Source organism: Alkalibacter rhizosphaerae (genome assembly GCF_017352215.1).
GTDB lineage: Bacteria > Bacillota > Clostridia > Eubacteriales > Alkalibacteraceae > Alkalibacter > Alkalibacter rhizosphaerae.
In genome coordinates, this window is record NZ_CP071444.1 from 188,060 (window position 1) to 213,278 (window position 25,219).

The 25,219-nt window shown below is 48.6% G+C and carries 22 protein-coding genes; 1 reads left to right on the top strand and 21 read right to left on the bottom strand.

The genetic code is table 11. The annotated features are described in order from the left end of the window. Nucleotide 1: 1 nt before the first annotated feature. The 19 genes from J0B03_RS00895 to J0B03_RS00985 all read right to left on the bottom strand — a co-directional run bounded on the left by J0B03_RS00895 (nucleotide 2) and on the right by J0B03_RS00985 (nucleotide 19,163). The gene (locus J0B03_RS00895; RefSeq protein WP_207300019.1) at nucleotides 2-1,336 is read right to left on the bottom strand and encodes a replication-associated recombination protein A; all 1,335 of its coding nucleotides are present in this window, start codon (nucleotides 1,334-1,336) and stop codon (nucleotides 2-4) included. A 23-nt stretch (nucleotides 1,337-1,359) separates the two neighbouring features. Beyond that, entirely contained in the window at nucleotides 1,360-2,397 is a 1,038-nt protein-coding gene (gene ltaE, locus J0B03_RS00900) for a low-specificity L-threonine aldolase (RefSeq protein WP_207300020.1), read from the bottom strand. Next, nucleotides 2,394-4,337, bottom strand: a complete 1,944-nt coding sequence (locus J0B03_RS00905) for an Eco57I restriction-modification methylase domain-containing protein (RefSeq protein ID WP_207300021.1) — start codon at nucleotides 4,335-4,337, stop codon at nucleotides 2,394-2,396. The genes ltaE and J0B03_RS00905 overlap by 4 nt, the downstream gene beginning before the upstream one ends. A gap of 112 nt (nucleotides 4,338-4,449) precedes the next feature. Next, nucleotides 4,450-5,634: a serine hydroxymethyltransferase gene (glyA, locus tag J0B03_RS00910; protein ID WP_246798209.1), complete on the bottom strand. Its 1,185-nt coding sequence runs from the start codon at nucleotides 5,632-5,634 to the stop codon at nucleotides 4,450-4,452. Between the two features lie 52 nt (nucleotides 5,635-5,686). Next, nucleotides 5,687-5,890, bottom strand: a complete 204-nt coding sequence (locus J0B03_RS00915) for a hypothetical protein (RefSeq protein WP_207300023.1) — start codon at nucleotides 5,888-5,890, stop codon at nucleotides 5,687-5,689. A gap of 102 nt (nucleotides 5,891-5,992) precedes the next feature. After that, entirely contained in the window at nucleotides 5,993-6,757 is a 765-nt protein-coding gene (locus J0B03_RS00920) for a tRNA threonylcarbamoyladenosine dehydratase (RefSeq protein ID WP_207300024.1), read from the bottom strand. After that, on the bottom strand, nucleotides 6,754-7,692 hold the full coding sequence (locus J0B03_RS00925; RefSeq protein ID WP_207300025.1) for a bifunctional riboflavin kinase/FAD synthetase: 939 nt from the start codon (nucleotides 7,690-7,692) through the stop codon (nucleotides 6,754-6,756). Before J0B03_RS00925 ends, J0B03_RS00920 begins: the two co-directional genes overlap by 4 nt. A 2-nt stretch (nucleotides 7,693-7,694) precedes the next feature. Then, the gene (gene truB, locus J0B03_RS00930) at nucleotides 7,695-8,600 is read right to left on the bottom strand and encodes a tRNA pseudouridine(55) synthase TruB (RefSeq protein WP_207300026.1); all 906 of its coding nucleotides are present in this window, start codon (nucleotides 8,598-8,600) and stop codon (nucleotides 7,695-7,697) included. An 8-nt stretch (nucleotides 8,601-8,608) separates the two neighbouring features. After that, nucleotides 8,609-9,553 carry a DHH family phosphoesterase gene (locus tag J0B03_RS00935; protein WP_207300027.1) on the bottom strand — a complete coding sequence of 315 codons (945 nt, stop codon included), beginning with the start codon at nucleotides 9,551-9,553 and terminating at the stop codon, nucleotides 8,609-8,611. After that, the gene (gene rbfA, locus J0B03_RS00940; protein WP_207300028.1) at nucleotides 9,540-9,914 is read right to left on the bottom strand and encodes a 30S ribosome-binding factor RbfA; all 375 of its coding nucleotides are present in this window, start codon (nucleotides 9,912-9,914) and stop codon (nucleotides 9,540-9,542) included. Before rbfA ends, J0B03_RS00935 begins: the two co-directional genes overlap by 14 nt. A 19-nt stretch (nucleotides 9,915-9,933) precedes the next feature. Further along, nucleotides 9,934-12,168 carry a translation initiation factor IF-2 gene (gene infB / locus J0B03_RS00945; protein ID WP_207300029.1) on the bottom strand — a complete coding sequence of 745 codons (2,235 nt, stop codon included), beginning with the start codon at nucleotides 12,166-12,168 and terminating at the stop codon, nucleotides 9,934-9,936. Next, a complete protein-coding gene (locus tag J0B03_RS00950; protein ID WP_207300030.1) occupies nucleotides 12,165-12,494 on the bottom strand; it encodes a L7Ae/L30e/S12e/Gadd45 family ribosomal protein in 330 nt (109 codons plus the stop codon). The genes infB and J0B03_RS00950 overlap by 4 nt, the downstream gene beginning before the upstream one ends. After that, on the bottom strand, nucleotides 12,481-12,747 hold the full coding sequence (gene rnpM, locus J0B03_RS00955; RefSeq protein WP_207300031.1) for an RNase P modulator RnpM: 267 nt from the start codon (nucleotides 12,745-12,747) through the stop codon (nucleotides 12,481-12,483). The genes J0B03_RS00950 and rnpM overlap by 14 nt, the downstream gene beginning before the upstream one ends. Nucleotides 12,748-12,759: 12 nt before the next feature. Beyond that, on the bottom strand, nucleotides 12,760-13,848 hold the full coding sequence (nusA, locus tag J0B03_RS00960; RefSeq protein WP_207300032.1) for a transcription termination factor NusA: 1,089 nt from the start codon (nucleotides 13,846-13,848) through the stop codon (nucleotides 12,760-12,762). Between the two features lie 23 nt (nucleotides 13,849-13,871). Further along, nucleotides 13,872-14,336, bottom strand: a complete 465-nt coding sequence (gene rimP / locus J0B03_RS00965; RefSeq protein WP_207300033.1) for a ribosome maturation factor RimP — start codon at nucleotides 14,334-14,336, stop codon at nucleotides 13,872-13,874. 122 nt (nucleotides 14,337-14,458) lie between these two features. Continuing rightward, nucleotides 14,459-15,214 (bottom strand): MBL fold metallo-hydrolase, encoded by a 756-nt coding sequence (locus tag J0B03_RS00970; RefSeq protein WP_207300034.1) that lies wholly within the window; start codon nucleotides 15,212-15,214, stop codon nucleotides 14,459-14,461. Further along, nucleotides 15,207-16,286, bottom strand: coding sequence for an ABC transporter ATP-binding protein (locus tag J0B03_RS00975; protein WP_207300035.1), 1,080 nt, complete (start codon nucleotides 16,284-16,286; stop codon nucleotides 15,207-15,209). The genes J0B03_RS00970 and J0B03_RS00975 overlap by 8 nt, the downstream gene beginning before the upstream one ends. Before the next feature lie 16 nt (nucleotides 16,287-16,302). Beyond that, nucleotides 16,303-18,006 carry an ABC transporter permease gene (locus J0B03_RS00980; RefSeq protein ID WP_207300036.1) on the bottom strand — a complete coding sequence of 568 codons (1,704 nt, stop codon included), beginning with the start codon at nucleotides 18,004-18,006 and terminating at the stop codon, nucleotides 16,303-16,305. Nucleotides 18,007-18,119: 113 nt separating this feature from the next. Continuing rightward, on the bottom strand, nucleotides 18,120-19,163 hold the full coding sequence (locus J0B03_RS00985) for an extracellular solute-binding protein (RefSeq protein WP_207300037.1): 1,044 nt from the start codon (nucleotides 19,161-19,163) through the stop codon (nucleotides 18,120-18,122). A 160-nt stretch (nucleotides 19,164-19,323) separates the two neighbouring features. Between J0B03_RS00985 and J0B03_RS00990 the strand changes: the two genes are divergently transcribed. Further along, complete coding sequence (locus J0B03_RS00990; RefSeq protein WP_207300038.1) at nucleotides 19,324-20,058, top strand: MgtC/SapB family protein; 735 nt, start codon at nucleotides 19,324-19,326, stop codon at nucleotides 20,056-20,058. 47 nt (nucleotides 20,059-20,105) lie between these two features. Here the strand turns inward: J0B03_RS00990 and J0B03_RS00995 are convergent, their stop codons facing one another. Together J0B03_RS00995 and J0B03_RS01000 are read right to left on the bottom strand one after the other, a co-directional pair. Then, on the bottom strand, nucleotides 20,106-20,951 hold the full coding sequence (locus tag J0B03_RS00995) for a PHP domain-containing protein (RefSeq protein ID WP_207300039.1): 846 nt from the start codon (nucleotides 20,949-20,951) through the stop codon (nucleotides 20,106-20,108). 13 nt (nucleotides 20,952-20,964) lie between these two features. After that, a complete protein-coding gene (locus tag J0B03_RS01000) occupies nucleotides 20,965-25,170 on the bottom strand; it encodes a PolC-type DNA polymerase III (RefSeq protein WP_207300040.1) in 4,206 nt (1,401 codons plus the stop codon). Nucleotides 25,171-25,219: the final 49 nt, after the last annotated feature.

Here is a 25,219-nt window from a genome sequence, read left to right on the forward strand (position 1 = left end):
ATTACTCCTCGTCCTTGTATTTTGTTTCATGGAGATAATCGTATAGTTTCTTTTCATAGCCCAACTGGGTGGGATGGTAATATCGAACGTGCTCCATGCCTTCCGGCAGGTACTGTTGCTTGACGTAATGATTGTCGTAGTCATGGGGATACAGATAGCCTTTCCCATGGCCCATGGACTTTGCTCCTTTGTAGCTGGCATCCCGCAATGGCGGGGGAACGTCTCCCGAACGTTTGTTCTGTATGTCCGACAAAGCCCGGTTGATCCCCATATAAGATGCATTGCTCTTGGGTGCGCTGGCCAGGTAGGTCACCGCCTGTGCCAGATGGATCCTTGCTTCTGGCATGCCGATGATCTCCACGGCCCGAAAGACGTTGACGGCCACGTCCAAAGCCTGTGGATCCGCATTCCCCACATCTTCGGAGGCGGAGATGACGATGCGCCTGGCGATAAACTTGGGGTCTTCCCCTGCCCAAAGCATCTTCGCCATCCAATACAATGCTGCATCCGGATCGGAACCTCGAATGCTTTTGATAAAGGCGGAGGCATGATCGTAGTGGTTGTCTCCCTCCTTGTCGTACTGGACGACCCGCTTTTGTATGCATTCCACGGCAGTATCCACATCGATGAAAATGATCCCCTCGTCATTGGGTTGGGTCGTCAATACTGCAAGCTCCAATGCATTCAGGGCGTTTCTGGCATCTCCATCCGCCACTTTTGCCAAGTGGTCCAGCGCTTTCGGATCCGCCTGGACCTCCAATGATCCAAATCCCTTTTCTTCGTCTTTGATGGCCCTTTCCAACAAGGTCAAAATAGCGCTTTCGTCCAGTCGATGGAGGCGAAAGATCCGGGAACGGGAAACCAGGGGTCCGTTGACTTCAAAATAGGGGTTTTCCGTGGTGGCGCCTATGAGAATGACCAGACCTTCCTCGACGGAAGGCAAGAGAGCATCCTGCTGGCTTTTATTGAATCGATGGATCTCGTCGATGAACAGGATGGTGCGTTTTCCATAGAGCCCCAGATCTTCCCTGGCTTGTTCCAGGACTTGCCGAATATCCTTGACCCCGGATACTACTGCATTGAGTTGGACAAAGTTGGATTTGGTGGTGTTGGCAATGATCCTGGCCAAGGTGGTTTTCCCTGTGCCAGGCGGTCCATAAAGCAGGATGGAAGTGATCCGGTCGGCCTGAATCATTCGATACAATAGCTTGTCCTTGCCCAGGATGTGTTCCTGTCCCACGAAAGCTTCCAGGGTGTCCGGACGCATCCGGCTGGCCAGGGGACCCGTCGTTTTCAAATTTTCGTCCGCGTTTTGTCGAAAAAAGTTCTGCTGCATGGGCTCCCGCCCTCCTTCTCCTTCTAAGATTTCTTCATGATCTTAGCAAATACTTCCAACGTTTTATGGATGTCTTCTTCCGTTATGTAGTAATGAGTGACAAAGCGCAACCGTCTGGCGCCCATGGCATTGACCAAAACGCCTTCTTCCCGGGCCTGCTTCATCAAGTCTTCCAGATCCACCTCTTCATCGGTCACATCGCACATGAGGATGTTTGTCTGGACAAAATCCACGTCGACGGACAAACCGTCCATGGCGTTGAGACCTTGTGCAAGAACCTTGGCATGGCGATGATCCTCTTCCAATCTCCCCGTCATCTCCTGTAAGGCGATGATGCCGGCAGCTGCCAGGATCCCTCCCTGTCGTATGCCGCCGCCCAGCATTTTTCGTACTTTTCGGGCCCGGTCAATAAAATCTTCCGTTCCCGCCAACATGGACCCCACAGGAGCGCACAGCCCCTTGGACAAACAAAACATGACAGAGTCGGTATACTGGGTCAATTCTGATACAGGAACTCCCAGGGCGGTGGCCGCATTGAAGATTCGGGCGCCGTCCAAATGGACCGGAATGTTTTTATGTTGGGCGAATTCATAAATGGCTTTCATGGTGGGAACATCGGTGACGGTCCCACCCGCCTTGTTATGGGTGTTCTCCAGACAGATGAGGGCCGTTTCGGGGTAGTGGATGTCAACTCCCCGTACTGCTTTTTCAATGGTTTCTACAGATAGAACTCCCTTATTTGATGGGATCAAACGACTTTGCACGCCGCTGATGGCACCGATCCCTCCTGCCTCGTAGGTAAAAATATGGCAATTTTCTTCCAGTATCACTTCGTTTCCATGATCGGTAAAGACATTGACGGCGATTTGATTGCCCATGGTCCCGCTTGGGACAAACAATGCTTTTTCTTTCCCCGTCATCTCCGCTGCCAGATCTTCCAGTGCGGTCAGTGTAGGATCTTCCATATATACGTCATCCCCTACCTGGGCATGGGCCATGGCCTCTCGCATGACCGGTGTGGGCTGGGTGATGGTATCGCTTCTAAAATCGATTGGTTTCATATTTTGATCTCCTTTCGCCGTTCAAGATGTGTTTTTTCTTCTTTCGTAATGGAAAAGTAATCATAGACCCATTGATTCAATTCCTTCCAACCTTCCTCACGACGGGAAGGATCTAAGGACGCGATCTGGTCGTGACAGCATTCCAATGCTTTGACTTCCTGCTGTCCCATAACGGGTATGATCAGCCGGCCCACCGTGTTTGGATAGTATTCGTAGAGATCTCCACCCAATTTTTTACCGAAGGTTTTAAAATAAAAATCATATAGTTGAGAATTGAGAAGGGCTATGACACTTTTGTTGGTGTGATGGTGGATCCCTCCGGCAGGTATGGTAAACCCATAGATATCGGCACTGTAAAAAGATCCGTTTTGGTCCAGTGCAAACCGGCTGGAGGAGGCTTTGTAGGGGTAAACCACCTTTTCCCCTTCAAAAAACAACCGATCCCTACCCCATTGCAGATGATGCCAGGCTCGCAAGCCCTTTTGGCATTCCCGGCGGTTTGCCAGACGATCCCGATAGGGTTCCAAGCGGTCCCTAACAGATGGAGTTTCCTCCAGATTGTCGATCCCATCCGTATGGAGAAGTCTTTTTTCAGACGTTACGATCTTAAAAGGTCGAACCTGACTGTTTTTGATCCACATCTTAATGAATTCTTGGGGAAAGAATGTTGCTTCCTCCTGATCCAGAATGAATGCTTTGTCCAAACCCGTGATGATCCCCTGGCGGGAACGCCAGATCTCCTTCAACATCAGAGATCTTTTGCTTTTTATTTTATCCACGATGGCTCGTTCCAAAGGTTCCAGCAACGTCCATCCTTCCAGCTGCAGATTAGCGTCATTGACCATAAAGGGTTTGCTGAAGGATTCATTCTCTTCCTGGAATCGCCGGACTTCCACCCGTTGGGACACCGGTGTTTCCAGTGTTTTTTCCACTACTGTTATGGCCGGATCCACTTTCACTTCCGGTATGGGTCGCTGTCCGTAGTAGTCCAGGATCTTGCGGATCCGTCCATGTTCCAAAAGATATCGTCGCAAACCTGCAGCATTTTGCGCTTCGAAATAATATCGAGATGTGATGAAAGCCAGCTTGCCGCCTTCCTTCAAGGTTGAAAGACCCTGCTGAAAAAAGCAATAGGCAAGATCCCCCTTGTCGTAGTAAACGACAGGATACCTTTCCTTCAGTTTCTGAAAATATCCTCGATCCAGCTGCTTGTGTCCTACATATGGAGGATTGCCAACTACCAGGTCCATTGCCGGCATATCTTCACCATCCAGAAGAAAGTCACCGCTGCGGATACCGGGAACCGGAATGTGGACAGGGTGATGGAGTTGGATCATGGTTGCTGTGACCCAGGCCGCCATTGGGTCCAGGTCCATGCCGTACAACTGATGCTCCAAGATTTCCCGATGGGCCAACAGATCGCTCCAACCCTTATTTCGATATTCATCACGCAACCGCTCATACCAAAAGCATAGTATGAAACCTGCCCCGCAAGCAGGGTCCAGGACCCTTCTTCCTTCCAGGACGGGTTCCTCCACCATGTCCCAAAGGATTTGGATCAGTTCCAATGGTGTATAAAAAACGCCGTGCTGCCTGTTTTTTTCCTTGTCCATTTCCATTTGAAAGGTTTCCCCCAGCAAAATCGGATCTGCATCCTGGAAACTGGGTGCCTGTTTGAAAAAATCAAGCAATAGGATCTTCTCGTTTTCATCGGGCAATATATCCTCCCATGGCGGTTCAGGGATCGGTTTGCCCGTCCAACCTTCCATAATGTGATGGAGTCGGAAATCAAATACCAGAACTTCCGGCAGGATGGGATCCACATAGCCTTTGTCCATCAGCATTTTGGACAAGACCGCCTTGACCATGGTCAGGGATCCTTTTTCGCTATTTAGCTTGTTCAAATATCCTTCGATGCACCTCTTGTGATCCTTCAACAAACCAACGCCTCCAATGAACATTCTGACATTTAATTATATCACTATTGTTGTTGCTTTAAAAGGTGAAAGCCCCATTCCTCGTGATGAGAAACAGGGCTTTTTCATTATCGTTTCATTTGGCGTAGGCCGGGAACTCCTTGACCAGGTTTTCCACCTTTTTCATAGCTGCCTCATTGTCTTTTTTTACCAGGCAATCGTGGATGGCTTCTCCTACGAGGACCATCTGGGCTTCCTTCATGCCCCGTGCCGTAATGGCCGGTGTCCCCAATCGGATTCCGCTGGTGATGAATGGACTTTCCGGGTCAAATGGGATGGCATTCTTGTTTGCTGTTATGTGGACCTGATCCAACGCTTTTTCCGCAAATTTACCCGTCAGACCTACATTCCGAAGATCCAGCAGCATCAGATGATTGTCCGTTCCATTGGACAAGAGTTTGAACCCAAGATCCATCAATGTGTTGGCCAGCACGTTTGCATTGGCCGCCACTTGTTTTTGATATTGGGAAAACTCCGGCGTCAAGGCCTCTTTCAAGGCTACAGCTTTTGCAGCGATGATGTGCATCAACGGTCCACCCTGGCTTCCCGGGAAGATGGCTTTGTCAATGGCCTTTCCCAGTTCCTTTCGGCAGAGGATGGCTCCTCCCCTGGGTCCTTTGAGGGTCTTGTGGGTGGTGGTGGTGACGATGTCCGCATGAGGGATCGGCGATGGATGGGCTCCACCGGCGATCAAACCGGCGATATGGGCCATGTCTACCATGAAAAGTGCGCCCACTTCTTTTGCCACTTTTGCGATCCGCTCGAAGTCGATGAATCGTGGATAGGCGCTTGCGCCGGCAACGATCATTTTCGGGTGGTGTTTTCGCGCCAGCATTTCCAGCTGCTCGTAATCCAAAATCTCCGTGTCTTTATTGATGCCATAGGAAATAAAATTATAATAGCTTCCCGACATGCTGACAGGACTGCCGTGGCTCAAATGACCGCCATGGGCCAGATCCATCCCCAGCACCGTATCTCCGGGCTTTAAAAAGGCAAAGTAGACGGCCATGTTGGCCTGCACGCCGGAATGAGGCTGTACATTGGAGTATTCCGCTCCAAAAAGTTTTTCGATCCGCTCTTTGGCAATGGTTTCTACAACATCTACATATTCACAACCGCCATAGTAGCGTTTCCCGGGATACCCTTCTGCATATTTGTTGGTCAAATGGCTACCCATAACTTCAATGACTTCCTTGCTGACCAGGTTCTCGGAAGCGATCAGTTCCAGGTTGTTTTCCTGCCGGTACAACTCTTTTGCCATGGCATCGTAAATTTCGGGATCATAATCCTTGATAATAGAAAAACCCAATGTTTCATCCTCCTTGATTGTTATTGTCCGACATTCGATCCGAGATCCGCTGCAGGCTCAATGCAATGCTGCGAAAATAGGATTCCACCTTGTCCACCTGCTCTTTCATGTGGAGCAAAAAAAATACGGCAGACAGGAGTAAAAGAAATGTCATGATGGGATTTAACAGTGTGGTGATACCCGACAAGCGTACGATAAAATTGTCCATAATTCACCTCCATGTAAATCATAAGGTATTATCTCATATTTATGCAAAAAAAAGAAGCAAAACAAGAATGTTTTTCCTCTTTTTTTTAAAAACGTACGTATATTAGCGAATCAGATCTTTCACGACTTCCCCGGCTAGGATCAAGCCCATGACGGAGGTCACAAAAGAAATGCTGCCTGGCGTCTGTCTTTTCGGTTTGATGACCAATTGGTTTTCCGGACGATCCACCAGATTGGTTTCACAGTGTTCTTCCAAATCCAGGGGGGTGATGGGCGTTTCCCTGGAATATACCACTTTCAACTTTTTGACCCCTCTTTTTTTCAGTTCCCTGCGCATGACTTTGGCCAGGGGACAAACGGAGGTTTTGTGGATATCGCTGACTTCAAATTGGGTGGGATCCAGCTTGTTGCCTGCTCCCATGGCACTGATGATGGGGATGTTTCTCTCCTTTGCCTGCATGATCAAATGAAGTTTTCCAGTCACCGTATCGATGGCATCGATGATGTAGTCCCAGTCCCCTTCCAATACTTCTTCTGCATTTTCCGGAGTATACATCACTTTTTGGGTCCACACCTGAGCCCTGGGATTGATTTCCAGGATCCGTTCCTTCATCACATCCACTTTGGCCTTGCCGATGGTTTTTCGAGTGGCGTGAAGTTGACGGTTCAAATTGGTGCTGCAGACCACATCTGCATCCACCAATAAAAATTCTTCCACTCCGGAACGAACAAGACCTTCCACGGCAAAACTTCCAACGCCGCCGATCCCAAATACGGCTACCCTGGCCTTTCCCAGTTTTTCCATGGCTTCACCGCCCAACAGCATCTGGGTGCGAACAAATTCTTCCGAAACAACGGTGTTTTTCATCGAATGGACCTGCCTTTCACATATTTTTCCCGAATCATGGCAATGTCGCTTTGAATTTGTGCGATCAGCGCATCTACAGAGTCGAATTTACGTTCTTTCCGTATCTTCTTGTGGAAAAACAGCTGGACCGTATTGCCATATATGTCCCGATCAAAATCATAAATGAAAGTTTCGATGCTGAAAGGATGATTTTCGAAAGTGGGATTGTGCCCTACATTGGTGAGCCCGTGATACATCTCCCCTTCCACTTCGATGGTGGTGTAGTAGACGCCTGCATCCGGCAAGATATGATTTTCTGCGATCTTTATGTTTGCTGTCGGTATGTGGAATTGCCTTCCCAGCCCCTTGCCCCGGATCACTTTCCCCAGTACGGAAAAATCCCGGCCAAGGTATTTTGCCACTCGGTCCACTTTTCCATTGACGATAAGGTTTCGGATAAATGTGGAACTGACCACCTGGCCTTCTTTGTCTACAATGGGATCCACCACCTTCACGTCGTATCCCAATTCTTTCGACCAACTTTCCAGCATTTTGGAATTACCAGTACCTTTTTTTCCGAAGTTGTAATTGAAGCCTACAACGATGCCCTTGGCCTTGAGTCGATCCACCAATATTTTCTTTACAAAATCTCTAGGTTCCAGATTCATGACTTCATCCGTGAACTCCATGAAGACAACCTGGTCGATCCCCATTTCTTGCAGAATCCGCAATTTTTCTTCATTGCTGGTGATCAGTTTGGGTGCATATTTAGGAAAAACTTTGGTGAGGGGATGTTGTTTGAAAGTCAACACGCAACTTTTCCAGCCGTTGTCGCCAGCCATTCGGATCATCTCTTCCATCAAATGTCGATGGCCCAGATGGATGCCGTCAAAAAAACCCAAGGCGATGGCAGTCGGCTGGTTTTGGGACGCATCTCTCCAATCGATTATTTCCATGGTCATTTCTCCTTGCTGAATATGAATTTGGGTTTGATTTTTTTCCAGTTTCCATCCAGAAAAATTTCACCCACTCCGTAAAATACACCCTGGCACAACAATTGAACCAGTTCTCCCGGTCTTCGATCATCCAGGGTGCCCTGGATGTTTCGGCCATAGAGCACGACGCCGTTTACCAGATATTTTTTGGATGCTTCTGCGATCTCCACCGTTTCCATATGGGAAAGGGCTTTCTCCATGGGAATGAGAATCTTTTGAATATCCTCCAGATCCATTTCCAGCAGATCATTCAGGAGAATGGAATCTTCCACCCGAAAAGGACCGCTTTGCAGTCGTTCCAGTGCGCTCATGTGGGCCCCGCAACCCAACATTTCCCCCAAATCGTAAATCAAGGACCGAATATAGGTGCCTTTTGAACAGGAAACGATCAGATCCACTTCCGGAAGATCCACACGAACGACCTCCAGTTGGTGGATGGTCACTTTTCTGGCTGGAATATCCAACGTGATCCCTTCCCTGGCATATTCATATAGCTTTTTCCCGTCTTTCTTCAACGCGGAATACATGGGAGGCACCTGGTCGATAACGCCCAAAAAAGAGGCGGTCGCCTCTTTTATTTGTTGTTGTGTCACATGGACCGGGCGAAGGGTCAATACTTCTCCTTCCCGGTCGTAGGTATCGGTGGTGGCCCCCAAGGTCATGGTGGCCCCATACGTCTTATCCTTGTCCAGTAAAAAACCGGAGATCCTGGTGGCCTGTCCTATACAGATCGGCAGCACTCCTTGGGCCATAGGGTCCAGGGTGCCGCCATGACCTACTTTTTTTATGCCGCATTTTTTTCGGATCTTATGGACCACGTCGTGAGAAGTCATTCCCGCATTTTTGTAAATGTTCAATAAACCGTTCATGTCGCTCCTTATATCGTCAACAACGGATCCAGTCGATCCATCAGCTGTTCAAATGTCACATCCCGGACCGTACACCCAGCCGCTTTGGCATGGCCGCCTCCGTCAAAATGAACGGCTACGACGCTGACATCGAAGGTGGTGTTGCTGCGCAGGGAAACCTTGAATACGTTGGCGTTGGTTTCCTTGATCAACAATGCTACTTCAACACCGATGATGTCCCGGGCGTAGTTGATGATCCCTTCCATATCCGTATCGTCCACAAACTGCTTCATGTCTTCATTGGTCAAGTGGATCAAAGCCACTTTCCCCTCCTTGATCAGGCGGATCTTTCCAAGTGCGAATCCAATGATCTGCACCTTCTCGAAAGACAACTCATCAAAGAGCTTTTTGCTGATCTCCCAGTAAGGATTGGGAAACCGGTATAGCTTGCCCGCGATCTCATGGGTTTTATAGGTCACATTGCTGTACTTGAAATTTCCCGTGTCCGAAACGATCCCGGTATAAATGGCCAGAGCCATCTCGTCATCCATTTCCACCAGCAGTTGTTGGATCAGATCATAGACGATCTCCGCAGTGGCACTGGCATGAACGTCCACAAAGTTGATGTTTCCGTACCCCACATTGCTTACATGATGATCCACGTTGACGCGGACCCGGCATTTTTCCATCAACTTGCTGTCGTAGAGATGATCCGGATCGGAGGAATCCAAAAATAAACCTACCTGAAATGTTTGTTCCAGGTCGGCATTATCCAAGGCATTCAATTCTGTTAAAAAGGAAAACTTGGTGGAGCTTGGCTTTTCAAAAGCGTAAGTCACCTGTTTTCCCATTTTTTTTAAAGCAAGTCCCAGGGCGATGCTGGAACCTAAAGCATCGCCGTCGGGGGATTTGTGGGTGCTGATGAGAAACGTATCATTGGACCGTATGGTCGTCAGAACATTATTCATCCCCATGGTCATCGGATCCTTTGCTGTTTTTGTTCAGATCCCGAAGGATCTCATCGATGTGGGCTCCATATTCGAGGGAATCATCCAGTTGGAACAGCAGTTCCGGCGTATAATGGGTCTTCAGTTTTTTACCCACGCTTTTACGCATAAATCCGGCTGCTTTGTTCAAAATGTCGATGACCTGCTGCTTTTTTTCATCCGTATCGTACACGCTGATGTACACTTTCGCATAGCGCAGATCTCCGGTGGTATCTACTTTCAGTACGCTGACCAGATCCGTCAATCTGGGGTCTTTCAACCCGAAACGGATCTGATGACTTACTTCATGTTTGATGGTTTCATTGATTCGATTGATTCGGTTGGACATGGTTTTTCACCTGCATTCCTTATGTTCTTGCCACTTCTTCCATGGTAAAGGCTTCCAAGATGTCGCCTTCCTTGATGTCGTTGAAACGTTCCACACCGATACCGCATTCGTAGCCTTGGGCCACTTCCTTGGCATCGTCCTTGAATCGTTTCAGAGAGTCCAGTTTCCCTTCGAAGATGACGACGTCGTCTCGTATGACGCGGATGCTGCTGTTTCGACTGATCTTTCCGTTGGTCACATAGCAACCGGCGATGGTTCCCGCGTTGGGCACTTTGAAAGTCTGGCGAACTTCTGCGGTACCAAGGACCACTTCCTTGAATTCCGGAGCCAGCATTCCCTTCATTGCTTTTTCGATGCTTTCAATGGCGTCGTAAATGACCCTGTACAGTCGAATGTCTACGGATTCCCGCTCGGCTGCTGCCGTTACGTTGTTGTTGGGTCGAACGTTGAAGCCGATGATGATCCCGTTGGATGCCGCTGCCAGCATGACGTCCGATTCGGAAATGCCGCCGGCGCCTGCATGGATGATGTTGACCCGTACTTCTTCGTTGCTGAGTTTCTCCAAAGACTGCCTCAATGCTTCTACTGAGCCCTGGACATCTCCTTTGATGATGATGTTGATGTCCTGTACTTCCCCTTGCTTGATTTGGTTGTACAGATCGTCCAGCGACAATGGGGCGCTTTTTTTGACTCGTTGATCCTTGATATAGCTTTTTCGCTTTTCTGCAATTTGTCGGGCCGTTTTATCGTCGGTAACGGCATAGAACTCTTCTCCCGCTTCCGGCACTTCGTTAAGACCCAAGATCTCCACTGGAGTGGACGGACCTGCCGTCTTTACTTTTTTCCCTTTGTCGTTGATCATGGCCCGAATCTTTCCGTAGGCGATGCCGGATACCACTGGATCTCCAACTTTCAAGGTCCCTGCATTGATCAATACCGTGGATACAGGGCCTCTGCCCTTGTCCAGTTTTGCTTCCAATACTGTTCCCTTTGCCAATCGGTCGGGATTGGCTTTCAGTTCCTGCACTTCCGATACCAGCAGGATCATCTCCAGCAAAGTATCCAGGCCTTCCTGAGTTTTTGCGGAAACGGGAACACAGATGGTGTCTCCACCCCATTCTTCCGCCACCAGGTTGTATTCCGTCAGTTCTTGTTTGACACGGTCCGGATTTGCTTCCGGCTTGTCGATCTTGTTGATGGCAACGATGATGGGAACCTTGGCTGCTTTTGCGTGATTGATGGCTTCTACGGTCTGAGGCATGACGCCATCGTCTGCGGCTACCACCAAAACGGCGATATCCGTGATGCTGGCTCCCCGATAACGCATGGCCGTAAAGGCTTCGTGACCCGGCGTGTCGATGAATGTGATGTTTTCTCCATTGGCTTTCACCGTATAGGCACCGATGTGCTGGGTGATCCCTCCGGCCTCTTTTTCTGCGACACCGGTTTTTCGAATGGCATCCAGCAAGGAGGTTTTTCCATGGTCGACATGACCCATGACGGTGATGACCGGTGCTCGATGGATTTTTTTGCTCTCGTCTTCTTCCACGTCCTCCACCTGGCTCAGGATCTCTGCTACTTCTTCTTCCACGTCTTCCAGTTCAATGACTACATCCAGCTCGGTGGCTACGACTTCCGCCGTTTCGTAGTCGATTTCCTGGTTGATGGAAGCCATGATGCCCAATCCAATGAGTTTTTTGATGATCTCTGTGGACGGTACGTTGATTTTGGCCGCGAAATCACCTACCGTTAAAGACGTGGGTATTGGAATGATATCCACTTCGGTTCCATCGTCTTGACGTTTTTTCTTATAGATGGCTCTGCTTTTCTTTTCTTTCTTACTGTTGTCGATGGCAACAGGCGTAATGACCCTTTTTTTCTTGTTGGTCTTTCGATTGTCTCTTTTGCCGTCTTTTTTCGGCGGTCCGGATGGTGCTTTCTTCTCTGTTGTTGCGGCTGGAGTACTGCCGGAAGCATTCCCGGTGGTTTTCTTGACCGGTCCTTTGCCCGATGTCTTCGGCGCTTCTTTCTTCTCGGCAGGCGCGACTTTCTTCTCTATAGGTTTTTCTTCCTCTTTTGCCGCGACAGCTACACCGTCCTGCTTGAAATTGTTACGGAAATACTTCTCCTGTTGTTCCGTCAATGCGCTCATGTGGTTCTTGACCGGAATGTCCATGGACTGCAGGATCACAACCAATTCCTTGCTGTTGATGTTCAATTCCTTTGCCAGATCATATACTCTTGATTTGCTCATAAAACTCCCCCTGTTTCTATGGTATTCTCATGCAGTTTTATCAGGTTTTCGCTTTGGTTTTTGTCTTTGAATCCCAATACGGCAGCTTGGTCCCTGCCGATGGCTTTCCCCAATACTTCTTTCGTTCCGGCTATTCGCATGGGTATGGACAATTCTTTGCAGAATCGTTCGTATTTGTTCCGGATCCGAATGGAGGTGTCTGTCGCCACCACTACCAGTCGAAGGGTCCCACGATTCAATTCCTTTTCCACCATGTGATCTCCGGACACAACAGCACCGGATTTCTTGGCGATCCCTATAAAACGGTAAAATTTATTTTCTTCCATTTTTTATCTCTTCCATAACTCTGATTTTATCTTCTTCGGCCACATCGGTCTTAAATGCCCGATTCAGTGCATTTTTCTTTAGAATGCCCTCGATACAGGCATCTTCTCCACATAAATAGGCACCTCGCCCGTTTGCTTTTCCTGTAGGATCGAAAAAGATCCGACCTTCCTTGTTTTTTACAACACGGACCAGATTTCTTTTATCGATCTTGTTGCCGCAAACGATGCAGGTTCTTTGCGGTATTTTCTTCATAACAAACCTCCATCAAAGCTCGAGATCGTCCAACAATTCTTCTGCAGCCGTTTGGACTTGTGCCATGTTTTCCGCCTGGGTCTTGCTCTTGATGTCGATCTTCCACCCCGTCAACTTGGCTGCCAATCTTGCGTTTTGTCCTTCTTTTCCAATAGCCAGGGACAATTGGTAATCGTCCACCACCACCAAAGCGGATTTCTCCATTTCATTGATGTCCACCCGCAATACCTTGGCAGGTGACAGGGAGCTGGCAATGTATTCTTTGGGATCGTCGCTCCATTTGATGATGTCGATCTTTTCCCCATGAAGTTCGTCCACGATATTTTGTACCCGGATCCCTTTCGGTCCCACGCAGGAACCTACCGGATCCACGTTGGCATCCAGGGCAAACACGGCGATCTTCGTTCTGGACCCTGCTTCTCTGGAAATGGATTTGATCACGACGGTACCGTCGTAGATCTCCGGCACTTCGCTTTCGAAAAGGCGTTTCACCAAACCCGGATGGGTCCTGGAAACCAAGATCTGCGGTCCTTTTGTGGTTTTTTTCACTTCCAGCAAATACACTTTGATCCGCTTGTTTTGTTCGTATTCTTCGCCTTGGACCTGCTCTGTAGGAAGCATGATCCCTTCCGTTTTTCCCAGATCGATAAAAACGTTGTTTTTTTCCTTGCGTTGAATGACCCCGTTGATGATTTCGTCTTCCCGCTCGATAAACTGGTTGAAGATAATGTTTCTTTCCGCTTCCTTGATTCGCTGGACCACCAGTTGTTTTGCATTCTGTGCGGCGATCCGTCCAAAGTTTTTCGGTTTGATCTCGATTTCTGCGACATCACCGATCTCATACTCGCCATGGATCTGTCTAGCATCCTCCAGGCCGATCTGAGTCACTGGATCCTCTACGTCTTCCACGATGTCTTTCAACGCATGGACGTCGATCTCCCCTGTCTCCCGATCGATGTTGATCTTGATGTTGTGGGCGCTGCCGTAATTTTTTTTGTAGGCACTGGCGATTGCCGCCTCAATGGCATCGATCAATTCCTCTTTGTCGATTCCTTTTTCTTTCTCTACGGAATCCAATGCCATGATAAATTCCTTGTTCATATTGTTATTAACCCTCCGATTCCTTAAAATTCAAAATAAAGTTTTGCATTTGCCACATTTTTAAAGGGGATCTCCAATGTTTTACCATCCGGCAATTCCAATATCAGCACATCCTCCGCCAGACCCTTGTTGATTCCTTTGTATTTCTTGCTGCCTTCCAATGATGTATACAGGCTTACTTCGATTTCTCGATCCATGTAACGCTCAAAGTCTGCCACTTTTTTTAACGGTCGATCCAACCCCGGCGATGATACCTCCAAAAAGTAACTGTTGGCGATGGGGTCTGCTTCGTCCAAAAGAACATTGATGCGACTGCTAAAGGTTTGGCAATCTTCCAAAGTCACGCCACCTTCCTTGTCGATGTAAAAACGCAGATACCAGTTCTGGCCTTCCTTGATGTATTCTACATCCACCAGTTCGTAGCCCAATGCGTCTGCTAGCGGCAACGCGATGTCACGAACCAACCCTTCCGTATTTCTTTTGGTCATGTCTACCCTCCTGATTTAAACAAGAAAGAGCGGGTTTATCCCACTCTTCGCAAAGTTCACTCAAATTGTTGTTAACATCATACCATACTTTTAAACATTTTTCAAGGGGATGGGCCTATCTGCTACAAGATAAACTCGGAGACCATATCCGGTGTGACTATGGGTCCGTCGTACTTGGAACCGGCACGAATGCGCATGAAGGGAATGTCGCCGTCGCTTGGCAGATGATACAGGCACAATTTCCCCACACCAGCTGCTGCGGCTGTCATTCCCGCTTCAATATCCGACATGTGCCCCCTCCCCGTAGAGTGACGTGTTCCCAAACTGACGGTGGCTTCACAAATCAGCAGGTCCGCTCCCTTTATGAAGTCTATATGAGATTCATCATAGGAAGAATCCGTATAGAAGACGACGGATCTTCCATTCCGTTCGATCCGGAATGCATAACATTCAATGGTGTGGTTGACTTTTTTCACGGTCACTTTTGCTCCGGCGATCTCCAGTTCCATCCCGTCCTCCAACACCCTGGTATCGGAATAGGGGTACTGGATGGCCTTCCACATGATGGCTGGAGAGTTGGGTGCATAGACGATCATCTTGCTGCTTCTAGTGCCCACCCGGTTGGCATGGTTGATGGCATAACAAAGACAGCCGATGTCTCCCATGTGATCGTAATGAAGATGACTCAACAATACGCCTTGGAACTGTTCCGACAAGTTTCCATGTTCAAAATACTTGGCCAGGACGCCACTGCCCAAGTCGATAAGAAATTTCCCTTCACTGGTGGTGATGAGCACCCCGCTGGTAGCTCCTCCTGGCTGGGGAAATGCTCCCCAATAGCCCAATATATCCACTTTTAATGTAAAATCCTTAGTCATCCAACCACACTGCCTTTTCTATCCCGATTTCTATGACGCTGCCTTCCGGTTTTTCAAAGTCCACCTCCATGAGCATCCGGATCAAGTCTTCTTCTTCACAACCATCCACTTGGAGGTAATATTCGATTTGACTGCCCTGATAAAGGTTTCTTCTTACGATGGCCTTGAGTCCGGAACCGGCTTCATCCTCGATATGCTGTGCCCGGACTGCTGCGTATCCTTCCGTCTGGTCGCTGTCCTTGAAAGGTACTTTCATGGTGTAGCGGTCACAAACACGGATGGTCATCATATTATTCTCGTCCGGCTCTTGGCCCGCCTCTTTCGTCGCGGGCAAAATATTGGCCGTTCCTATGAACTGGGCCACGAATCGATTGATGGGATACTCGTAGAGTTCTTTCGGGGACGCATATTGTTCCAGGATCCCATCCCGGATCACAGCCACCTTGTCCGACATGGTCATGGCCTCGATCTGGTCGTGGGTGACGTTGATGATGGTGATCCCCTGATTCATTTGGATCTCCTTGATCTCACCCCGCATTTCTTCCCGAAGTGCGGCATCCAGGTTGGACAGGGGTTCGTCCAGCAAGAGGAGCTTGGGCTTTAAAATCAGGGCCCGAGCCAAGGCGACCCGTTGCTGTTGTCCTCCGGAGAGTTCATGGGCCATCCGCTTCTCCAGACCTTCCAGATGAACCACCCGCAACACCCGGTTGACTTCCGCTTCCAGGACCCGCTTGTCCGTCTTTCGAATTTTAAGGGGGTATCCAACGTTGTCGAAGACATTCATGTGGGGCCAGACGGCATAGGATTGGAAGACCATGCCGATGTTGCGATTTTCCGGAGTCACTTCCGAAATCCCGTTTTCGATATCCACCAGAGTCCGTTCATCCAAGTCGATCCGTCCTCCCGTGGGTGTGATGAACCCTGCGATCATGCGAAGGATGGTGGTTTTCCCGCATCCGGATGGTCCGACAATGGTGGTGAGTTGACCGTTTTCCACGTCCAGGGTCATCTTATTGACGACGGTATTGTCGCCGTATTTTTTCGTTAAATTTTGAATTTGCAGTTTTGCCATGTGTATCCTCCCTTTCTCAAACGGTTTCTCTTTCGGTGCTGATGACGGCATTGATCAGCATGACCAGAATGATCATGACGATGGCAATGGATGCCGTCAGAAGAATCCTGCCCTCTTCCTTAGCGGAATAAACGATGGTACCAATGGTCTCGTTGCTGACGGACCAAAGCAGCGACGACAGGGAGATCTCTGAAAGGGTCGGCGCCACTACCAGGAAAAAGGATCCGATCAAGCTGGATTTCAACAGTGGCAGCATGACGTCCCGAAAAGAACGCAAGTGGGATGCGCCGGATATTCGAGCCGCCTCTTCCAGGGAAGGATCGATCTGACTGATGGCCCCGGAGATGTTGTTGTACCCAAGATTCATAAAGCGGGCGATATAGGCTACCAGAAGGATCCAAATGGTATTATACAGCCGGAACCCCAGAAAGGGAAACGGTTGGGAAAAAGACAAGATCATGGCCAATGCGATAATGGTGCCTGGAACGGCATAGGGCAATGTCACCATGGTTTGCATGAACCGAATACCCCGAACGCCCTTTACCCCGCCTCGAATGGCGATATAGGAAACGATCAGGGTGGTGATTGTGATGACCGCTCCGCTGGTCACTGCCAAAAACATGCTGTTGGTAAAAGCCCGTTTGATATTTTGGATCTGCAACAGCTGGCTGAAATTTCGGAATGTGAGATTTTCCAGACCAAAAGGCAAACCGTAGATTTTCGTAAGGGATGTGGTCAATGTGGCAAATATAGGAGCCAGGGTGGTAACGGCAAAAATCAATGCAAGTATGGAAAATAATACCACTTTCGTTTTTTTGCCAAGTTTCGTTGGTTCCACCGCTGCACTTTTCCCGCTGACCACCACAAATTTATTGGTTTTCAGTACCCGGTTGTACATCCACAACCCCACCAATCCGAATAAGGCAAGAAAAAGGGAGTAAGCGGATGCGATCTGCAGATTGTTTGCCATGTCCGTACGATTGACCAGATAATAGATCTGGGTGGTCATCAAATTGATCCGGTTGGGTGCTCCCAAAATGGAGGATACGCCAAAGTCTGCCAAAATAAACATAAAGGTCAGCAACATGGCTCCCACAATGGATGGTGTGATCAACGGCAATGTAATATCACGAAGGGTCCTCCAGGGAGATGCGCCGGAGATCCTGGCTGCTTCCTCCACCGATGCGCTGATCTTCTTCATGGTCGGCAATACGACGATGAAGGATACGGCATATCGGTACATGGTCATGACGAAGATCATGCCTCCGATGCTGTAGACGTTGAACAGGGGTTGACTCAAGTTAAAGATGCTCATGGCCGCCTTGTTGAAATACCCAACGGGTCCCAATAAAAAGGTCCATGCAATAGCGCCTATAAAAGGTGGAATAAAGTACGGAATGGACAAGAGTCGTCTCCAGTACTTTTTCCCGGGCACATCGGTCCGTACGACGGCCCATGCCAGAAACACCCCAAGGACCGTAGACAAGAATGTGGATGTCAATACCACTTTGAAGGAATTGGTCATGCTGCGCAAAATGGTCTTGTCCGTAAAGACAGTAACGTAATTTTGCAGGCCATATCCGTCTCCTACGATAAAACTGTTGATGATCAGTCGAATGGAAGGGTACACGACGGCAAACAGCAAAAACAGCACCACTCCCCACCAAATAAAGGTGGGACCAATGGCGCGCTGATCCTTGGTGTTTCGTCCTTTGGTCATCTCATCACTACCTCTCCTGCGATTTGTTTCTTTCTGCATTTGATGAAATAGAATACAGAATGCTGCTTGGAAGCAGCATTCTGCCTGAATTTTTTATGTTTTGCGTTGCCGGATTACTCGGCTCCGAACAGTCGAACATACTCTTGGCGTACCGCGTCGGAATTTTCCACGTAGAATTCCAGATCAAAAGGCATGACCTCGATCTCGTCGATGGTGGGAACATCGGTCCCTTCCGCCGCTGCGCTGTTCATGGGCACATATCCCTGGTCTACAAAGAGTTTTTGGTTGTCCGTCGTAAACATGAAATCCACCAAAGCTTTGGCTGCTTCCACGTTTTCCTCTTCAATGGTGTTCATGATGCAAAGAGGAGTCGGTACCATGACGGCGCCGGAAGCCGGATAGATGTAATCAACAGGTGATCCGTCTTTCTTGGCATTTCTCGGCAGATAATCGATGACGACCACTGCTTCGTATTCGCCGGATGCTACTTTTGTCGACAAGGTTCCATTGGATTGTTCCATTTTTGCATCAATGGCTTTCAACTTGTTGTACCATTCCCAACCCACCAGATCTTCATTTTGAATGTGGGCCATCAAGGTAGTGAACGCTCCACCGGAGTAGTTGGGATTTGCCAGTGCAACGACACCCCGATAATCTTCTGTAGTGATATCATCCCAGTCTTTTGGAGGATCTGTGACTTTCGTCGTGTTGTAGGCGATTGCTGCGTAAATGGCTCGAACTTCGTGTCCCATACCGTCGTTGTATTTGTAGTCGTCCGGCAGGTCTGCTGCTGCATCTGGAGAATAGTGCATGATCAAGTCTTGCTCGTCCAGGTTGTACATGTACCCGATGTCGGCAAACCAAATCAGGTCCGCATCCGTACCACCGGCCTGCAATTCCGTATCCAGTTTTGCTTTTACATCGCCGGTACCGGAACGGAACAACTCATAGGTCACACCCGGATTGGCGGCAATGAAAGCCTCCAACATTTCCGTGACAAGATCCTGAGGTTCTGAAGTGTATATGACCAGATGACCGGTCAAACCTTCTTCTCCGCCACCTCCGTCGCCATTGTCACCATTGTCTCCACCGCTGGAACAGGCAACCAGGCCAAAGGCCAACATCAGCACCAAAAGCAGTGCTACCATTTTTTTCATTTCTGTACCTCCTTGTTTTGAATTTCCCTACTTACCTTTAGAATAAGCTTCCAACAAGGCATTGTCAACAAAATAGTCTGCGCTAAATAAATGACATACCCTATTGCAAGAATACCCAAAAAACAATAAAATAAACAAAACCCTTATTTGGGATTTCGGCATGGGAAAAAAGGGTATAGAAAGACCGGGTGATGATATGTATCTGGAAAGTTTGGAATTTTTTCGAGAATTGAATCTATTCACGGTGATCTTGCGTTTGTTTTTAGCCATGGTCCTTGGAGGCGGATTGGGTCTGGAGCGCACAAGAAAAAGAATGCCTGCAGGTTTTCGTACCTATCTTGTGGTTTGCGTGGGATCCGCCATGGCCATGATGACCGGACAGTACCTGAAAGACTATATGGGCTTGGAGGATTCCTCCAGGATCGCCGCCCAAGTCATCAGTGGGATCGGTTTTCTTGGTGCCGGCACCATTGTCTTTACCAATCGCAATCAGGTTCGTGGATTGACTACTGCAGCCGGATTGTGGACCGTGGGTGCCATGGGGATCGCTGTTGGCAGCGGATTTTACACGGGGGCTTTCGTCGGATTTATATTTGTATTTTTCGCTTTACGGGCCTTGAGCAATTTCGAGCAATACTACTTTAAAAGATCAAAAGTCCTGTTTTTGTATGCGGAGTTGACGGACATTACCAATCTGTCCAACATGCTCCAATACGCCAGGACCCATTGGATGAAGATCCACGATCTGGAAGTGTACAACAACAAGCATGCTTCAGAAAAGCTGGTCTCCGTCACTCTGACCCTGACCATCGAGGACGACACGCCAAAGGAAGAGATCCTACACCAGCTGCAGGGTCTCGACGGTGTGATCCATGTGGAAGAAGCCAGGATCTAAAAAAGAAGGGAGCAACCTCCCCTCTTTTTTTATTTGCTTCTAATTATTTACCTTGCAAGTTTTTCCTTCATTTTTTTCACAAATTCATATGGGACCCTCAGTGCGCCATAACCGGTCCCCAATTCCAGATTTTTTTTCATTCGTCCATGAAAATCACTGCCTCCCGTCTGCAAGACCCCCAGTTTGTTGGCCAACTCCGCCGTTGTCTTTGACCAAAATTCGTCGTATTCCGAATAGACGGTCTCCAACCCGTCAGCACCCAAGGCAATGATCTTCTCCGCGATCTCCAGACTATGATCGGGACTTTTGGGGTCGATCTGGTGGAGATGGGCGACAAAGATCAGCCCCCCTGCCTGATGGACCATGTCGATGCACTCTTCCACACTCAACACTTCCTTCATGACATATCCGGGGGTTCCTTTGACCAGGTACCGATCAAGGGCGTCTCTCAAGTTGGTGGCATATCCTTTGGCAATAAGGACTTCTGCGATGTGACCTCTGGCGATCTGTTTCCCCTCTTCTGCTGCAGGCAGATCCTCTTTTGTAATAGGGATACCTGCATCCTGTAGTTTTTTTATCATTTTTTCATTACGAGTAGCTCGGGACATGGCCATGTCTGCGATCCTTTTTAAAAGTTTTTCGTCCTTGTGGTCCACAAACAATCCCAACAAATGAACATCCCGCTGATCCAGGTTGGAACTGATCTCCACTCCGGGAATGACTTCCAATCCGACTTTTTTACCATGGACTAGAGCCCGCTCCACACCGGCAACGGTGTCGTGGTCCGTTACGGCCAGGGCTGCCAGCTCACTTTTCTTTGCCAGATCCACCAGTTCTTCCGGTTGTAAGGAACCATCGGAAGCAGTAGTATGGGCATGCAAGTCTGCAAACATGATTTGACCTCCTTTAAAACAACGATATTTGATTGGACAAGGGCAAGTTGTTGATGGTTCCGTGTTTGATAAGTACTTCAATATTTGTCTTGCTGATTCTCGTTCTGCTTTGAAGATCTTCGATGGATATAAATTCCCCATTATTTTGGGAATCGTAAATGCTTTGTGCCGCCTTCAAGCCGATGCCTTCCAACGCATTGAAGGGTGGCAGCAATTTCCCGTCCTGTATTTGAAACTTTCCGTAATGGGATTCGTATAAGTTCACCGGCAAGAAATCATACCCCCTGCAAAGCATTTCCAAGATCAACTCCAAGACTGTAAGGGTGGTTTTTTCCTTGGCTGTCGCATTGTTTCCGTTGTCTTTGATCTCCTTGATCCGCTTTCGCACGGCGTCTTTTCCTTGAACCGCCAGATGTGCATCAAAATCGTCCGCCCGGACGGTAAAATAGGTGGCATAGTATGCCAAAGGGTGATGGACCTTAAAATAAGCGATCCGGTAGGCCATGGTGACATATGCCACGGCATGGGCCTTGGGGAACATGTATTTGATCTTGTTGCAGCTGTCGATGTACCATTGAGGGACTTCCTTTTCCTTCATTAGTGCCACATCGTCGTCGTTGAGTCCCTTCCCTTTTCGAACCTTTTCCATGATGCTGAACGCTCGATTGCTGGGCAATCCCTTGTGGATCAGATAAACCATGATGTCGTCCCGGGTACTGATGAGTTCGTTGATGGTGGCGGTCTTGTTGACGATCAGATCCTGTGCGTTGTTCAACCAGACATCCGTTCCGTGGGAAAATCCGGATATTCGGATCAGATCCGCAAAGGCTGTCGGCTTGATGTCCAGAAGCATTTCCCGTACAAAACCCGTTCCAAATTCCGGGACACCGTACGTCCCAACGGTGCTGCCAATGTTGTCATCCTTCAGGTCCAAGGCTTTTGTCGACGTAAACAAGCTCATGGTTTCCACATCATCCAAAGGAATGGAAGTAGCATCCACTCCGGTCAAGTCTTCCAGCATGCGGATCATGGTGGGATCGTCATGTCCTAAAATATCCAGCTTCAGTAGTCTGCCGCTGATGGAATGATAGTCGAAATGGGTGGTGACGGTCTCGGTGTTCACGTCGTCCGCCGGTTTCTGGATGGGACAAAAATCGTAAATGTCCTTGTCCGATGGAACGACCATGATCCCTCCCGGGTGCTGACCTGTCGTTTTTTTGATGCCGGTACAACCTTTCACCAATCGATCGATCTCTGCATTGGTCACCAGAAGTCCGTTTTCTTCCAGATAGTTTTTCACGTAGCCGAAAGCTGTTTTTTCTGCAAGGGTCGAAATGGTCCCTGCACGAAACACATTTCCCGTCCCAAACAATTCTTCCGTGTATTTATGGGCCACATTCTGATACTCTCCGGAGAAGTTCAAGTCAATATCCGGTTCTTTGTCCCCTTCAAACCCCAGAAATACTTCAAAAGGAATGTCGAAGCCGTCTTTCTCATAAGGTGTACCGCATTTGGGACAGTTTTTTTCCGGCAGGTCCGGTCCCGACCCAACCGTCGCACTGTCGAAAAACTCGTTGTTTTTGCATTTGGGACAAACGTAATGGGGTGGCAGCGGGTTGACCTCGGTGATCCCGGAAAAGGTGGCCGCCAGAGAACTGCCCACAGACCCCCTGGAACCTACAAGGTATCCATCGTCCATGGATTTTTTGACCAGTTTGTGGGCAACCAGGTACAATACGGAGTATCCGTTATTGATGATCGAGTCCAATTCCCGCCATACTCGTTTCTCCACCAACTCGGGTAGAGGGTCTCCATACTTTTCTTTGGCCGCTTCCAACACCATGTTTCTGATCTCTTCATCAGAACCTTCGATCTTTGGAGGAAATGTACCGTCTGGGATCGGAAGGATCTCTTCTACGGAATCGGCGATGCGGTTGGTGCTGTCCACAACGATCTCCATGGCTTTGTCCACGCCCAGATAAGAAAATTCTTCCAACATTTCTTCCGTTGTTCGATAATACAACGGCGGCTGTTTGTTGAAATCATCGTATTTTTGACCGCATTGCAGGACTTTTCGGTAACACTCGTCTTCCGGCTCCACAAAATGAACATCTCCAGTTGCCACCACCGGCTTGTTGTGTTCTTCTCCCAGGGCCACGATCCGCTTGTTGATCCCTTTCAACTCTTCTTCGTTGGATACGATCCCTTTGTCCAATAAAAAGCTGTTGTTTCCCAATGGTTGTACTTCCAAAAAATCATAGAAGGAAACGATATTGTCCAGATCTTCCTTGGATCGATCGTTTAACATGGCGGTAAACAGCTCACCACTCTCACAAGCGGTCCCCAGGATCAATCCTTCCCGATACCGGTTGAGCAGGCTTTTGGGGATCCTTGGGCGCCTGTAGAAATATCGCAGATGAGCCAGGGATACCAGTTTGTACAGGTTCTTCAACCCGGTCTGGTTTTTCACCAGGATCAAAATATGATGAGTGTCCATTTTTTTGATGGCCGTTTCCGAATCGTACAATTCATTCAGCTCGGATGTGGTTTGGGCGCCTTTTTCCCGGCTTCGGGCAACCAGATGCATAAATACTTTTGCAGTGGCAATGGCATCATCGCTGGCCCGATGGTGATTGGTCAGGTCCACTTTAAAGTATCGGCTAAGTGTCTTCAGATTGAAACGACTCAGATCCGTCAGAAGGTTACGCGCCAGGGCCAGTGTATCGATGACGGAGAATTCTTGCTGCATGTCCAGTTTTCTGCAATAGGCTTCTATGAAAGACATGTCGAATCGTGCGTTGTGGGCCACCAAGGTGGCCCCCCCAACGAAATCCAAAAATTCTATCATGACTTCCTTGATGCCTCGGGCGTTTCGTACCATATTGTCGGAAATTCCTGTGATCTCCGTGATCCGTACCGGCACTTTCCCTTCCGGGCGCACAAAGGATTGGTACGTTTCGATGATCTGGTTGTTGTTGATCTTTGCAGCGCCGATCTCGATGATCTCGCTGTTTTTTGCCGATAACCCAGTTGTCTCTATGTCGAATACCACGAATGTTCCGTCAAGTGCCTCGTCCCGATCCCCCCATTTTGGAAGGTTGTCGTCATGAACGAGATATCCTTCCATGCCGTAGATCACCTTGATGCCCAGATCCTTCGCCAGCTCCATGGCTTCCGGATAGGCTTGCAAAACCCCATGGTCTGTAATGGCAACGGAAGTATGTCCGAATTCTTTTGCTTTTTTCACAAGATTCGCCACTTTCGCCACACTGTCCATGGCACTGTATTGGGTATGGGCATGGAGTTCCACTCTTTTTTTCTCCATATCGTCCACTCGGGGCTGGACGAAATGAGTTTCCAGAGATTGCACGGCCAAAATATTTTCTTTGGCGAAGGTGTCGAACTGTATTTTGCCTTTGACTTTGACCCATCCATCCTCTTCGATTCCGGACAAAACTTTTTTCGTTTTCTCTTCGTTGAGAAACAACTTGCATGTGACAGAAGATGTATGGTCCGTCAAATGAAAGGACACAATGGTCAAATTGTTCCGAATGGCTTTGCTGGTTATGGAAAAGATCTTCCCCAGGATCACCACATCTGTTTCTGCTTCCAAAGAGGCGACCGGTGTAGGTTCTCCTTTGATGACCCGCCCCAGCAAAAGGGCATTTGGCCTGTTCTTGCCTTTTTCTGCCTTGGGCGGAACCGTGGGAGCTGTAAAAGCTGCCAGTTTTGCATCTTCGATCTCCTTTGACACTTCCTCCATGTCTTCCAAGGCAAAAAAATCAAAATCCATCTTCTTGCCGTAGGTTGTTTCAAACCATGTGGAAAGACGCGAACCGATCCGTTCCTTCTCAAAGAGAGACAGGTCCGAGGAAGAAATGAGAGGTATGGAGACCCGGCACCCTTCTTCCTTCCAGCCGTTCTTCGTCAAAAGAACACTGGCGTGGGTCTGGCGGATCCACTGTTTGACGGCATCCCGTCGTTCTTCGTCCCATTCAAAGATCTGCTTGTCCATACAAACCAATTCCAGTGCTACTTGCTGGCGGAGAGCCTGGCTCAAATTTGCATGCAAACGGTCCAGGTCAAGATCCTTCCTTGGCTTGATATACAATGTCCAAAGTTCCTTTTCCGTGTGGACTTCCACTTTTTCTATGTGAATATTCTCAGCCATAATGACCTCTTTAAAAGAGTTCATCATGATTTTCATTTCTCGTGTCATTTATACCCTGTCCTTTGCTTTTCATTTTTCCAAAAGCGAAGAAAAGTCC